Below are 14,204 nucleotides of genomic sequence, written 5' to 3' on the forward strand. Positions count from 1 at the left end.
CGTTCGCCCGTGAGCCGTCCGGGCCGAGCGCGGGCCCCGACGGCCCGTCACCGCCCCCGCACCCACCGGTGGGTGCGGGGGCGGCGTGCGTCCGGCCCGTGATTCCTTTCCGCGAAGGCCGGTTGACGCATGGCTGCCGGAGCGCCGTCGCTCCTACCATGGAGGCCGCCGTCGGGGAGGGGGGGACGTGACGCGCAGCACACCGCAGCCGCCGGGGCGTCGGCTGGAGGACCGGCTCGCGTGGGCGGTCAGGAACGCGGACGGCGTCGTCGCCATCGCCGTCGCCCTGGTCATCGGCCTCCTGGACGTCTTCGACGAGGACTTCAAGCCGAACATCGTCTCCGGTGCCACCCTGCTGGTCCTGGCCGCGCTGGTCTACGGATCGCTGACCGAGCGCCGGCGGCGGATGGCCGACATCCGCTCCGCGACCGAGGGGACGAGCCGGGCGATCGAGGACCTGGCCATGGTGCGCACGCTGTCCGGCGCGGAGGTGGGCCTCGCGCACGAGCAGGCGCGACGGACCACCGCCCGCTGGGTGTTCAAGGGCGGCACCGGCACCTACCTGCGCGCCGTCACCCTGCCCGAGTGCGTCCTGGAGGCGCAGCGGCAGCGCCGCTCCCTCAGCATGAAGATCGACATCATCAACCCGGCCGACGAGCGGGTCTGCGAGGCCTACGCGCGCTTCCGGCGCACCTTCGGCGACCGCCCCGGGGGCGGCGGGTTCCCGGAGTGGACCACCGAGCGCACCCGCAAGGAGTCGTACGCCACCGTGGTGGCCGCCGTCTGGCACCGGCAGCGGCTGGACACCCTGGAGATCGACGTGCACCTGTCCTCCGTGGCACCGGCCCTGCGCTTCGACCTGTCCGACAGCTGCCTGATCATCACCCAGGACGATCCCCGCCGGGTGGCCCTGTACGTGGAGCGGGGCCGTCCGCTGTACGACTACTACGTGACCGAGCTGCACCAGAGCCGGGAACAGGCCGTCAGACTCGTTCTGCGGGAGGCCACCCCGCTGAGCGACGAGCCGACCGTGGACGAGGTCAGACGTCTGCTCGACCGGCTCGGCCTGCCGCTGCCGGCGAGTTTCACCGACCGCGATGTCGGCGACATCATCGACAAGGCGCTGCGCGCGGAGGATCCCTACCGCAGGTGAGCGCGGAGGGTTCCCGCCGCGGGTGAGCGGCGCACCGTCAGCCGAGGGGGAGCGATGGACTACCCGGCCCTGGAACGGGCCGCCCGGCGGGGAGCCGCCGCCGAGCTGATGCGCCACGCCGCATCCGAGCTGGAGCACGTCGTCTCGGGCCGCCGCGCCCTGCGCGCGGTGCGCCATCCACTGGGATTCGTCTGCCTGCCGCTCCTGCGCGACGGCGCGCGGGGAGTCTGCGTCCATGTGTTCGGGGGACTCGGGGAGGCCGGGGGACCGGCGGACGCCGGGCCGCCCGGCACGCCGGATCCCTCACCGGACGCGTCCCAGGTGCATGCGCACAGCTGGGAGCTGACCAGCACGGTGCTCTACGGGCGGCTGGACAACCGGCGCATGCGGGTCCACGAGGAGCGCGACGAACCCACCCACCGCGTCTTCGAGGTGCACAGCGACCCGTCGGGCGTGGACGAACTGCGGCCCACCGAACGGCTGGTGCGCTGCCGGCCGGGCGCCGAGCAGACGAGCGCCCGGGGCCAGACGTACGCCCTGCCGGCGGGCGAGTTCCACACCACCGTGGTGCCCGGCGGCCGCCCGACGGCCACCCTCGTGCTGGGACGGACCCTGCCCGGCCGGGCAGACCTCTCGCTGGGGCCGCTGCAGGCCCCGGGCCGCCGGGTCGTGCGCAGGACGTGCGACCCGGCCCGGACCGCCCGGATCGCGCGGGCCGCCCTCAGGAGGATCCATGAGCCCGAACCCGAACCACCTGCCTGACCCGTCGGACGGCTTCGCCCGCGAGCACCGCACGGCGGTGGCCGCCGCCGAGGAGGCCGGGGCGCTGCTGCGCTCCCGCATCCCGGACGGCTTCGCCGTCCGGCCCAAGGGCGGACTCGGCGACGTCGTCACCGACCTGGACCTGACGGCCGAACACCTCGTGGTGACCCGGATCCGGGAGCGCTTCCCGCACGACCGGATCCTCGCCGAGGAGTCCGGGGAACACCCCGGCGACGGCGGCGGCCGCACCTGGCTGGTGGACCCGCTCGACGGCAGCAACAACGTCGTGATCGGACTGCCCATCTACGGGGTGGGTGTCGCCCTGTGCGTCGACGACGCGCCCGTGGTCGGCGTGGTGCACGACCCGGTGACCGACCGCACCTGGTCGGCGCTGCTCGGCGGCGGCGCGCACGGGCCGGGCGGACGGCTCACCGGGGCCGCCGCCGGCCGTCCGCTCCCACCGGCGGGACCGCTGCTGGCCTGGACCCAGGGACACGCAGTGCGCCGCGACGACCCCGCGGCCCGCGCGCTCAGGCACACCCTGGAGATCCGCTCCCGGCGGCTGCTCCAGCTGTGGGCGCCGCTGCTGGCCTGGGCCATGCTGGCCCGCGGGGACATCGACGGCTTCGTCGGCTACCGCGCCGAGGCCATCGACCTGCCGGCCGGGGCGCTGCTGGCCCGCGAGGCCGGGGCGGCCGTGCGGCACCTGGACGGCCGTGAGTTCGGCGGCGGTTTCACCGGGCCCGACACCGAGCGCTCCTTCGTCGCGGGGCGGCCGGAGATCCTGCCGTACCTGCTGGACCTGGTGGCGGAGACCGCCGCCGCGCCGGTTCGGCCGTAGGGTCCGCCCACCCGCGGGAGCGGGCGGCCGGGCGGCTACCGGGTCAGCGCCAGCGCCGCCACCGACGCCGCCACGGCGGCCAGGGCCAGCACCGCGCCCGTCCCCATCAGCCGCCCCACCGGCACCCGCACCCCGTACGCGTGGCACCGCTCGTACCACAGCAGGGTCGCCAGCGAGGCCCACGGCGTCACCACCGGTCCCACGTTGGTGCCGATGAGCAGCGCGAGCAGCTGGTCGTGGTTGCCGGCCGGGACGGCCGCCTCGCCGGCCAGGTAGACGGGCAGGTTGTTCAGGACGTTCGACAGGCCCCCGCCGACCGCCGCCGCCCGGACCAGGCCCCAGACACCGCCGTCGGAGCCGACCGCGCCGGCCAGGACGTCGTGCAGGCCGTGGGCGTTGACCGTCTCCACGACCAGGAACATCCCGGGCACCATCACCAGCAGCCGCCACGGGACCAGGGACGGCCGCAGCTCCTCGCGGCGGCGCACCGCGAAGGCCGCCACGGCGACGGCCGCGGCGGCCGCGGACGCCATCCACAGCTCCACGTCGGCGACCAGGATCGCGAGCAGGAAGCCGCCGCAGGCGAACCCGCAGGCCCGGAAGAGCACCGGATCGACGGGCCGGTGCACCCCGGGCGGCCGGTAGCGGCCGGCGTTCCCGTCCCGGCGGGCCCGCGCCCCGGCGTCCCCCGCCCGCACGTCCTCGGCGCGGGCCGCCCCGGGCCCGCCGACGGGGACGCGGGCACGGCCCGGGGCGCCGGCGCCGGTACGGCCGGACCCGTCCGTGCCGGCGGGACCGGACCGGCCCGAACCGTCCGCTTCCGCGTCCCCCGCTTCCGTGTCCCCCGCCCCGGCGTCCCCCGCCCGCTTCCCGCGCCGCCAGTAGAACGCCCACAGGCAGGCCATGGTCACCGCGACGGCGGCGAGCTGCGGTGCCCACATGCGCCCGGCCAGTCCCAGGGGGGACAGCGCGACCCGGCCCGCGGCCAGCAGGTTCGTCAGGTTGGACACCGGCAGCAGCAGGCTCGCCGTGTTGGCCAGCCACACGGTGGTCATCGCCAGCGGCACGGCCGCGATGCCGACGCGGGAGGCGAGCGCCAGCATCACCGGGGTCAGCAGGACGGCGGTGGTGTCCAGGTTCAGGGCGATCGTGGTGACGGAGGCGAAGGCCACGCACAGCAGGAACAGGGCCGGATAGCTGCCCCGCCCGGCCCGTGCCACACGGGCCGCCACCACGTCGAACACCTCGGCCCTGCTGGTCAGTTCGGCCAGCACGATCACCGTGCCCAGGAAGGCCAGCAGCGGGGCGATCCGGGTCATCGCGTCGGCCGCCGGCTCCGTGGGCAGCAGCCCCGAGGCCAGGCACAGCAGCCCGGTCGCCGACAGGCCGATCGCCACCCGGTCCAGCACATGCAGACGCAGAAAGAGACGCACGGATGGAAGGGTCGCACATCCGTGCCCCACCGGGACCGGGCACGACCGGCGACGGCCGTTTCCGGCAGCCGGTTCACGCCACAGGGGTGACCGGAAAACAGCCCGTATCGGGCGGCTTCCACGGCATCATGGAGGGATGGTGGCTCGTCAGGTCCCGGGGGAGACCGGGCCATTGGACTTCTTCGTCAGTTACTCGCCGGCGGACGAACGCTGGGCGTCGTGGATCGCCTGGACCCTGGAGGAGGCCGGGTACCGCACGGTCCTGCAGGCCTGGGACTTCGTGCCGGGCACCAACTTCGTGGACTTCATGGACCGCGGGGTCAGCGAGTCCGCCGCCGTCATCGCCGTCCTGTCCCGCAACTACGAGCGCTCCCGGTACGGCCGGATGGAGTGGCAGGCCGCCCTGCGCGCCGACCCCGACGCCCCGGAGCGCCGGCTGCTCACCGTACGCGTCGAGGACATCCCCGTCGAAGGCCTGCTGGCCACCATCACCTACGTCGACCTCGTGCCGGTCACCGACCCGGGGGCCGCCCGCGACCTGCTCCTCACCCGGGTCCGCCAAGCCCTGGACGGCCGCGCCCGGCCCAGCCTGCGCCCCGACTACCCGGGCGGGGACGGCCACCCGGGGCACCCGGCCCCGGCGGTGCCGGCCACGCCGCCCTCCCCGAGACCCCTCGGCCGCCCCGGCTGGGCCGGGCGTCGCAGGCCCGCCACGGCGCCGGTCTACCCGCGCGTCTCCCCGGACGCCCGGACGCGCGAGGCGGTCACCGTGCTCCACCTGGCCGGGCCCGCCTTCGGCCGCGGCCAGGACCCCGCCGACGCGCAGGCCGCGCTCTGGGGCGACCTGCTCGAACTCACCGACGCCGGGGCGCCCGCCCCCGACCTGCTGGTGGTCACCGGCGACCTGACCGCCTCCGGCGGCCCCCGGGAGTTCGAACAGGCCCTGGCCTTCCTCACCGGGCTGCGGGCGCTGCTCGGCCTCGAACCGCACCGGGTCGCCGTCGTCCCCGGCGGCCGGGACGTCAACCAGGCCGCCTGCCGGGCCTACTTCAGCACCTGCGAGGCCGACGAGATGCCGCCCCGGCCGCCGTACTGGCCGAAGTGGCGGCACTTCGCCCGGCTCTTCCAGGAGCTCTACCAGGGCCTCGACGCGGTCTTCGACAGCGACCAGCCGTGGACCCTCTTCCCCGTGCCCGAACTGCACACCGTGGTGGCGGGCCTGAACTCCTCGATGGCCCACAGCCACCGCCTCGACGACCAGTACGGCATGGTCGGCCCCGAGCAGGCCGCCTGGTTCGCCCAGGCGCTGCGCCCGTACGAGGAGGAGGGGTGGCTGCGCATCGGCGCCCTGCGCCACGCGCCCGGGGCGGGCCGGGCCGGTGCGCCGCGCGGCGGTGCGCCGGACCCGGCCGGCCCGCTGCGCGACGGCGAGGTGCTGGCCCGGCTGACCGCGCCCCGGCTCCATCTGCTGCTGCACGGCCCGGCCGGCCCCGGCGCGCCGCCGGCCCTGGACACCGCGTCCGGTGAGGTGCCGCTCCTGGGCGCCGCCGGACCGGGCCGGCACCAGCTGCTCCGCGTCGGCCGCGACGGCCTGACGGCCTGGCAGGCCCCGGGCGAGCCGCGGCGGCGCCGGGCCGAGTGGCGGCGCGCCCACCGGGCGTTCGGACCGGCCCCCTCCGCGGACGGCCCGCCGCCGGACGGCACGGGACCGGACGGTGCGGCCGGACCCGAGCCGGAGCCGCGCGCGGTGCGCTCCCCGGCCGAGGTCCTGCTCGACCGGGTCGCGGAGGTCTGCCGCACCCGCCACGAGGGCGCCCAGATCCGTCCGGTGACCGGCCCGGTGCCGCAACTGCTGGTCACCTGGACCGAGTCGGGCTTCGTCCGGCAGCAGCGGGTGGCCGTGCACACCGGCACCCCGACCGCGCAGGACGTCGAGCGGTTCGTGGCCCTCGTGCACGCCGCGGACGCCGAGACCGAGGCCGAACTCGTCCACGACGGCCCGCCGCCCGCCCGCGAGCTGCGCGACCAGGCCCGCCGCCGGGGCGTGAGGGTGCGCAGCTTCACCGAGTTCCAGGGCCTGCTCGACCTGCGCGGGTACGTCGCCGCGCAGAGCGAGCGGCTGCGCACCGACCCCCGCTACCCGCCCGGCATGTACCTGCCGCAGCGGTACCGGGAGGTGGAGCGCCTCGGCGCCGAGGACCGCGACGGCCTGGTCGACGACATGCTCCGGCTCCTCGACTCCGACCAGGGCCGGTTCCTGCTGCTGCTCGGCGACTTCGGGCACGGCAAGACCTTCGCGCTGCACGAGCTGGCCCGCCGCATCCCGGCCGAACTGCCGCACCTGGTGCCGCTGCTGGTGGAACTGCACGCCCTGGACCGGGCCTACTCCTTCGAAGGCCTGGTCGCCGCCCACCTGGCCGCCCACGGCGTCGACAACATCGACCTGCGCGCCTTCCGGTACATGCTCCACCAGGGCCGGATCGTGCTGCTCTTCGACGGCTTCGACGAGCTGGTCAACCAGGTCAGCTACGACCGCGCCGCCGAACGCCTCCAGGTGCTGCTGGACTCCGCGGTGGACAGCGCCAAGATCGTGGTCAGCAGCCGCACCCAGCACTTCCGCTCCCAGGACCAGGTGCTGACGGCCCTCGGCGAACGCGTCGGCCTGCTCCCGCAGCGCCGGGTGCTGGCCCTCCAGGAGTTCACCCCCCGCCAGATCCGCGCCTACCTGGTCAACCGCTACGACGGCGACGAACGCGCCGCCGACCGCCGCCTGCGGCTGCTGGACGCCATCCCCGACCTGCTCGCCCTGTGCCGCAACCCCCGGCTGCTGGGCTTCGTCGCCGACCTCGACGACGACCAGCTGCGCGCGGTCGCCGGAGCCGGCCGGGCGCTCAGCCCCGCCGGGCTCTACCAGGAGGTGCTCACCGCCTGGCTGTGCTTCGAGGAGCAGCGCGGCGCCGGCGGCCCCGGCCGCGCCCCCGGACTCGACCTGGACCAGTTGTGGAACGCGGTCACCGTGCTCGCCCTGCGGCTGTGGGAGAGCGGCCAGGACGCGCTGCGGCTCGACGAGCTCACCGACATCGCCGAGACCCTGACCGGGCTCGCGGACAGCCGGCTGTCGGTGCCGCAGACCGCGCACGCCATCGGCTCGGGCAGCCTGCTGGTGCGCAGCGAGGAGGGCGTCTTCCGGTTCATCCACGGCTCGGTGGTGGAGTGGCTGATCGCCCGCGAGTGCGCCCTGCGGCTGGCCCGGGGGGACGCGGCGCTGCTGACGAGACGCCAGCTGAGCCAGCTCGCGGTGGAGTTCCTCTGCGACCTCGCCGACCACCGGCTCTGCCAGGAGTGGGCCGAGCGGGCGCTGGGCGACACCGCCGCCGACGCCCCGGAGCCGGTCCTGCGGGGCGAGGAGGTCGCCCGCGCCAACGCCGTGAGGATCCTCACCCGGCTGCGGGTGCCCGCCCACACCGACCTGCGCGGCGCCTCCCTGGCCGGGGAGGACCTGTCCTACCGCGACTTCTCCGGCGTCGACCTCACCCGCGCCGACCTCACCGACGCCCGCCTGGTCGGCGCCAACCTCTCCGGCGCCGTGCTGCGCCACGCCCGGCTGACCGGCGCCCGGCTCGACGGCGCCGACCTGACCGGCGCCGACCTGCGCGGCGCCGACTTCAGGCGGGCCCGGCTGATCCGCGCCGACCTCACCGGGGCCCGGGTCGAGGGCAGCGCGTGGCGGCGGGCGGCGCTCGTCGGCGCCACCACCGGGCCCGGCCTGCCGGACGCCCCCGAACTGGCCACGGCCGCGATCGCCCCGGGCATGGCGGTCGACTCCGGTTTCCGGCCCTCCGCGGTCGGGGTGCCGTACGGCTACGACATGCGCACCAGTCGGCTCCCCGAGCCCATCTCCTACAGCCCGGACGGCGAACTCCTCGCCGTGGGCAGCGAGGACGGCGGCGTACTGGTCTGCGACGCCGCCTCCGGCACACCTCTGCGCACCCTGCAGGGCCACACCGGCCGGGTCTACGCGGTCAAGTTCCGCGACCGGGTCCTGGCCACCGGCAGCGCCGACGGCACCGTACGGCTGTGGGACCCGGTCTCCGGGCGCTGCCGGCACCGGCTGGAGATCCACCCGGCCGGGGTCTGGCCGGTCGTCCTGAACGCCGCCGGCACGCTGCTGGCCACCGGCGACGCCGACGGCGTGGTCACCGTGTGGGACACGGCCTCCGGCACCCCGCTGCACCGGCTGCCCGGTCACGCGGCGCCCGTCTACACGGTGGCCTTCGCGCCGGACGACACCGTCCTCGTCACCGGTGACGCCTCCGCCGCCGTACGGCTGTGGGACCTCGCCGACGGGCGGCGGCCGGACGACCTGCCGGGCCACCGCGGCGCGGTGTTCCGGGCCCGGTTCAGTCCCGACGGGACGCTGCTGGCCACCGGCGACATGGGCGACGGACGGGCCGGCACGGTCCGGGTGTGGGACCTCGCCGGCCGCCGGGTGCTGCACACGTTCACCGGTCACGCCGGCCGCGTCTACACCCTGGACTTCCACCCCGGCGGCCGGTTCCTGGTCAGCGGCGACACCGAGGGGGAGGTGCGGCTGTGGGACCTGGCCGCAGGCAGCCCCGCCGGACTGCTCGGCGGCTGCCGCGGTGCCGTGTACCAGGTGCTGTTCGACCCCGACGGGATGCTGCTCGCCGCCGGGGACAGCTCGGGGGTCGTCCGGCTGTGGCGCATGGCCCCGGAGGGCGATCCGGTCGCCGTGCCGCTGAACCGGCAGCCCCCGGAGCACCGCGGCTCGGTGTGGGTGTGCAAGTTCCGCCCGCACGGCGACGGCGGCGTCCCGGACACCGGCGCGCTGCTGGTGACCGGCGGCAACGACGGTGTCGTACGGCTGTGGGACCCGGCCGGCGGCCAGGGCCGGCGCATCCTGCGCGGTCACGGCCGGCGGATCGGCACCCTGTCGTTCAGCGCCGACGGCTCGATGCTGGCGGCCGGCGGCAACGACGGGGTCGTCCGCCTGTGGGACCCCGCCTCAGGGCGCCGGCTGCGGGAACTGGCCGGCCGCAGCGACCGCCTGGTCTCGGCGGTGTTCAGCCCCGTGGGCCCGCTGCTGGCCACGGCGAGCAGCGACGGCGACATGTACCTGTGGAACGCCGTCACCGGCGAGTACCAGCGCGAGATGGACGCCGAGACCGAGCACGTGTGGGCCGAGGCGTTCAGCCCCGACGGCGAACTGCTGGCCACCGCCAACGACGACGACACCGTACGGCTGTGGTACCGGGACACCGGGGCCCACGTCGCCACCGTCGCCGAGCACTACGGCCGGGTCCGCTCGATCGCCTTCCGGGCCGACGGCGCGGTCCTGGCCACCGGCTGCGACGACCGCAGGGTGCGGATCTGGGACGTGGCCGCCCGGCGCGTCACCGCCGTCCTCGACGGGCACACCGACCGGGTGTACGCGGTGGCCTTCGGGTCGGACGGCTCCTGGCTGGCCAGCGCCTCGTGGGACGGCCGGGCCGTCATCTGGCGGGACGGGGCGGCCCTGCACCGGCTGACCGGCCACACCGGCCGGCTGTGGACCGCCGCGGCGCACCCGCTGCGCCCCCTGCTCGCGACCGCCGGCGACGACCGCACGATCCGCCTGTGGGATCCGCACACCGGCCGTGAGACCGCCGCCCTGACCGGCCACACCGGCCGTGTCCTGGCGGTCGCCTTCAGCCCCGACGGCTCCCTGCTGGCCAGCGGCGGCGAGGACGGCACGGTACGGCTGTGGAACGTCCCCGCCGACGCCCCGGCCACGCTGCGCGCCACCCTGATCGGGATGCCGGGCGGCTGGGCCGCGCTGTCCCCGGCCGGCGGCTACAAGTACGAGGGCGACGTCACGGGCGAGTTCTGGCACGCGATCGGCATGTGCCGCTTCGAACCCGGCGAGCTCGACGGCCACCTGCCGGGGGTGCGGCAGGTGGCCGCGGACGAGCCGCTGGAGTGAACACGGGGGGGCGGCGGCGCCCGTCCGGCGACCGGCCCCCCGCTTTCGGGCGCGTTCGAACGCGGGCGTGCGCCGCCGCCGTGGGCGACGGAGCCGCCCTGCCGAGGGGCGCCCGCGCACGGCCGGTCCTCTTCGCCGTCGGCCCGGTGACCGGCGGCGCCGCGGCCTTCCCCCTCGGCCACGGCGTGATCCCCTTCCGGCGGAGGGCGGCCGACACGTCCTTCGGGGTGTGCGGCGTGGTCCCGCTGTACGTCGCAGGGCACGGACCGTCCGGCACCGGTGGTCCGAGGACCGTCGCGCGGTACGCCGGCCGCGCCGCCGACCGGACTGCGGATGGGCGAGGGGGCGGACGCACAGGTGATCGCGCCCCCACGCGCGTACTTCCGGGGCCTAGCCGGCGCGGGTCCCGCCGGCGGCGGCGTCCCGCAGGGCGCACAGCGTGTCGATGCGGTTGGTGGTGATCGAGTCCACGCCCAGGGCCAGCAGGCGGCGCATCGAGCGGCGGGTGTCCGGGGTCCAGACCGACAGCAGGTGGCCGCCGGCGTGGACGCGGTCCGCCAGCGGCCGGCTCACCAGGCCGAAGCGGTAGTTGAGCCAGCGCGGGCGGACCGCCTCCAGCAGGACGGGCCGGGGCGGTGCCTGCGTCGTCCAGGTCAGGGCGATCTCGGCGGCCGGGTCGGCGGCGCGCACGGCGAGCATGGCGGGGGCGCCCGCGCAGTAGTACACGCGGTCCCGCGCCCCGCACTCCCGTACGGTGTCCACGACCCGGCGGGCCGCCCGCACGTCGGGCGCACCCGGCAGGTCCAGCATCACCCGGTGGCCGTCGGTCGCGGCCAGCGCCTCCGCCAGGGCCGGCACCCGGCCGCCGGTCAGCCGGCGCACCTCCTCCCACGACAGCGACGACAGCGGACGGTCGTGCTCCCACAGCCGCTTCAGCGTCTCGTCGTGCAGCAGCACCGGCACGCCGTCCCGGGTGAGCCGCACGTCGACCTCGACGGCGTCCGCGCCCCGGGCGAGCGCGGAACGCAGCGAGGCGACCGTGTTCTCGCGGACGCGGTAGGGGTCGCCGCGGTGGGCCACGGCGGTCACGTTCTGCGGGGCGTTCACGGCGGGCGGGTCAGGAGGCGAGCCGGGACGCGGTGTAGGCGTCGATCTCGGCGGCCAGCCGCGCCTTGCCGGGCGCGTCGAGGAAGGACGCCTCGACGGCGTTCTTCGCGAGGTCGGCCAGGCCCCGCTCGTCGAGGCCGAGGAGGCGGGCGGCGACCGCGTACTCGTTGTTCAGGTCGGTGCCGAACATCGGCGGGTCGTCGGAGTTGACGGTCACCAGGACCCCGGCCCGCACGAACTCCGCGATCGGGTGCTCCTCGAGCGTGCGGACCGCGCGGGTGGCGATGTTGGAGGTCGGGCACACCTCCAGCGGGATGCGGTGCTCGGCGAGGTGCGCCAGCAGCTTCGGGTCCTGCGCGGAGCTGGTGCCGTGGCCGATGCGCTCGGCGCGCAGGTGGGTGAGGGCGTCCCACACCGTCTCCGGACCCGTCGTCTCGCCGGCGTGCGGCACGGAGCGCAGGCCGGCGTCGATCGCCCGGTCGAAGTACGGCTTGAACTGCGGTCGCGGCACGCCGATCTCGGGCCCGCCGAGCCCGAAGGAGACCAGGCCCTCGGGCCGCAGCCGGTCGTCGGTGGCCAGCCGGGTGGTCTCCTCGGCGGCCTCGAGACCGGCCTCGCCGGGGATGTCGAAGCACCAGCGCAGGACGGTCCCGAACTCGGCCTCGGCCGCCTTGCGGGCGTCCTCGATGGCGTCCATGAAGGCGCGCTCGTCGATGCCGCGGTGGGTCGAGGAGAACGGGGTGACGGTCAGCTCGGCGTAGCGCACCTGCTGCCGGGCCAGGTCGCGGGCCACCTCGTACGTCAGCAGCCGCACGTCCTCCGGGGTGCGGATGAGGTCGACGACGGACAGGTACACCTCGACGAAGTGGGCGAAGTCGGTGAAGGTGAAGTAGTCGGCCAGCGCCTCGGGGTCCGTGGGGACCCTGGAGTCGGGGTGGCGGGCGGCGAGTTCGGCGACGATGCGGGGGGAGGCGGAGCCGACGTGGTGCACGTGCAGTTCGGCCTTGGGCAGTCCGGCGATGAAGGCGCGCAGGTCGCGGGCGGTTCCGGCGGCGTGCGTGGTGGGACGGTCGGTCAAGGTTCCTCCCCGGGAACGGCGTCCTGGGCCGGGGCGCGGCGGGACGCGGATGATCGGCTGATCGGTGACTCGGGGATCATCGTAGGCCGGGGGCGCACCGGCGTGGGGAGGGCCGTAGCATGACGGAACGTTCGACGGAGGGGGACCCGCGTATGTCCGACGACGCGCAGACGCCGGACGCGCCGGGAGACGGCGCGCAGCGGCCGACCGGAGCGCGGGGCGACGCTCCTGGTGCGGGCGGTTCCGGGGCCCCCGGTGTCCCGGGCACCTCCGGTGCTCCTGGCGCTTCTGGTGCCTTTGGGGTCTCCGGTGCTTCCGAGGGTTCCGGCGCTCCTGGTGTTTCCCCCGCCCCCGGCCGGCCCGCCGCCGGGCCCGGCCCGTGGGCGCCGCCGGCGCACGACGCCCGGGCCGGCCGCGCCGGAGCCGACGGCCCCGGGCACACCCTGGCGTCGGGCGAGCTCCCGGCCTGGCCGTCCCCGCCGTCGGTGCACGACCAGCAGACGGTCACCTCGATGCCGGCGATGGGCGACGCGGGCACCCCGCCCCCGGCACCGGCCTCCAGGCCGCCGGCCGCCCCGCCGCCGGCGCGGCCGTGGGCCGGCCCGTCCGCCCCGCCCGCCCCCGCGAACGGCCCGGCCGACCCCTTCGCCGCCCCGGCCGGGCCCCCGCCCGCCCCGTGGGGCGAGCCGGTCCCACCGCCGCCCGTCGCCCCCGACGGACCCGGCCGGCTGCCCTACGGCCCCCCGGGCGGCTACGGCCACCCGCCGGCGGCCCGGCCGGGCCACGGCGGGCAGGGCCCCTACGGCTGGCCCGGCGCGCCGGTGCCGAGCAACGGGCCGGGCACCGCCGCACTCGTGCTCGGCATCATCGCGGCCGCCGGCTTCTGCCTGTGGCCGCTGGCCGTCGTGCTGGGCGTCCTGGCCGTGGTCCTCGGCGTGATCGGCCGGAAGAAGGCCGCGCGCGGCGAGGCCACGAACCCGGGCCACGCCCTGGCCGGGATCATCTGCGGAGCCGTGGGCCTGGTCGTGGCCGCCGGCTTCGGCGTGCTGGTCCTCACCGCCTCCTGAACGCCCGCGGCCCCGGTGGGACCCGGCGGACGGGGAAGGACCCGGCCGCCCCGGCCGCCCCGGCCATCACCGTCACGACGCGCGCCTTCCGCCCCTCAGCGCCCGCGCAACCGCTCCCGCGCCTCCATCAGCGCGAAACCCAGCAGGTTCGAACCCCGCCACCGCCGCGGATCCGCCGCGGCCTCGTCGTGCGCGGCCAGGCCGATGCCCCACACGCGGTCCACCGGGCTCGCCTCGACCAGCACCCGCGTGCCCGTGCCGAGCAGGAACGCCCGCAGGTCCGCGTGCGCGGCGAACTTGTGGACGCTGCCCTCCACGACGATCCGGAAGCGCTCCCGCTCCCACGCCGCCTCGTCGAAGCCGCGCACCAGCCGCCCGGCCTCCTTGGCCGACGAGGGATGGTCCGCCGCCAGCACCCGCCGCTCGGCCTCCGCGTCGCCGAACAGCCGGGCCTTCTCGGCCATCATCCAGTGCTCGGCGGTCGCGTAGGTCAGGCCGTCCACCGTGAACGGCGACGGCCACCACTGGCTGAGGCAGCTCGCCCCGACCCGGCCGTCCGGCCGCGGCCGGTGCCCCCAGAAGTGCAGATACTTGACTGTGGTCCCCGCGCGGACCTCGTCGACCAGCGCCTCACGCGACCTGATCGCCCCCGTGATCTCTGCCATGCGCGCGAGTCTGGCACGTACCCCTGACACTCCGTCCCGCTTTTCGCAGCCCACTCGCCCCCCTGCTCGACAGATTCCGTCGCGTAACCAAAAGGCAACAACGGAATCACTTGTT

9 protein-coding genes are annotated in these 14,204 nt (G+C 76.3%); 5 read left to right on the top strand and 4 right to left on the bottom strand.

The window, feature by feature from the left end; genetic code table 11:
• The first annotated feature begins 187 nt into the window (after window positions 1-187).
• The 3 genes from AB0L29_RS09285 to AB0L29_RS09295 are packed head-to-tail and all read left to right on the top strand — an operon-like array spanning window position 188 to window position 2,756.
• The gene (locus AB0L29_RS09285; RefSeq protein ID WP_365824982.1) at window positions 188-1,153 is read left to right on the top strand and encodes a hypothetical protein; all 966 of its coding nucleotides are present in this window, start codon (window positions 188-190) and stop codon (window positions 1,151-1,153) included.
• Between the two features lie 54 nt (window positions 1,154-1,207).
• On the top strand, window positions 1,208-1,915 hold the full coding sequence (locus tag AB0L29_RS09290) for a hypothetical protein (RefSeq protein WP_365824984.1): 708 nt from the start codon (window positions 1,208-1,210) through the stop codon (window positions 1,913-1,915).
• Window positions 1,887-2,756: an inositol monophosphatase gene (locus AB0L29_RS09295; RefSeq protein WP_365824986.1), complete on the top strand. Its 870-nt coding sequence runs from the start codon at window positions 1,887-1,889 to the stop codon at window positions 2,754-2,756. The genes AB0L29_RS09290 and AB0L29_RS09295 overlap by 29 nt, the downstream gene beginning before the upstream one ends.
• A 35-nt stretch (window positions 2,757-2,791) precedes the next feature.
• Here the strand turns inward: AB0L29_RS09295 and AB0L29_RS09300 are convergent, their stop codons facing one another.
• A complete protein-coding gene (locus tag AB0L29_RS09300) occupies window positions 2,792-4,189 on the bottom strand; it encodes an SLC13 family permease (protein ID WP_365824988.1) in 1,398 nt (465 codons plus the stop codon).
• 136 nt (window positions 4,190-4,325) lie between these two features.
• Here AB0L29_RS09300 and AB0L29_RS09305 point away from each other — a divergent pair, with 136 nt between their 5' ends.
• On the top strand, window positions 4,326-10,172 hold the full coding sequence (locus tag AB0L29_RS09305) for a TIR domain-containing protein (protein ID WP_365824990.1): 5,847 nt from the start codon (window positions 4,326-4,328) through the stop codon (window positions 10,170-10,172).
• Window positions 10,173-10,562: 390 nt separating this feature from the next.
• On the opposite strand, the gene AB0L29_RS09310 is transcribed toward AB0L29_RS09305, so the two are convergent.
• Entirely contained in the window at window positions 10,563-11,279 is a 717-nt protein-coding gene (locus AB0L29_RS09310) for a glycerophosphodiester phosphodiesterase (protein WP_365824992.1), read from the bottom strand.
• Window positions 11,280-11,289: 10 nt separating this feature from the next.
• Window positions 11,290-12,411: an adenosine deaminase gene (locus AB0L29_RS09315; protein ID WP_365825163.1), complete on the bottom strand. Its 1,122-nt coding sequence runs from the start codon at window positions 12,409-12,411 to the stop codon at window positions 11,290-11,292.
• A gap of 431 nt (window positions 12,412-12,842) precedes the next feature.
• Between AB0L29_RS09315 and AB0L29_RS09320 the strand changes: the two genes are divergently transcribed.
• Complete coding sequence (locus tag AB0L29_RS09320) at window positions 12,843-13,424, top strand: DUF4190 domain-containing protein (protein ID WP_365824994.1); 582 nt, start codon at window positions 12,843-12,845, stop codon at window positions 13,422-13,424.
• A 95-nt stretch (window positions 13,425-13,519) separates the two neighbouring features.
• Here AB0L29_RS09320 and AB0L29_RS09325 read toward each other — a convergent pair whose 3' ends face one another.
• A complete protein-coding gene (locus tag AB0L29_RS09325; protein WP_365824996.1) occupies window positions 13,520-14,089 on the bottom strand; it encodes an NADAR family protein in 570 nt (189 codons plus the stop codon).
• Between the last annotated feature and the right edge of the window lie 115 nt (window positions 14,090-14,204).

Source organism: Streptomyces sp. NPDC052701 (assembly GCF_040678355.1).
GTDB lineage: Bacteria > Actinomycetota > Actinomycetes > Streptomycetales > Streptomycetaceae > Streptomyces.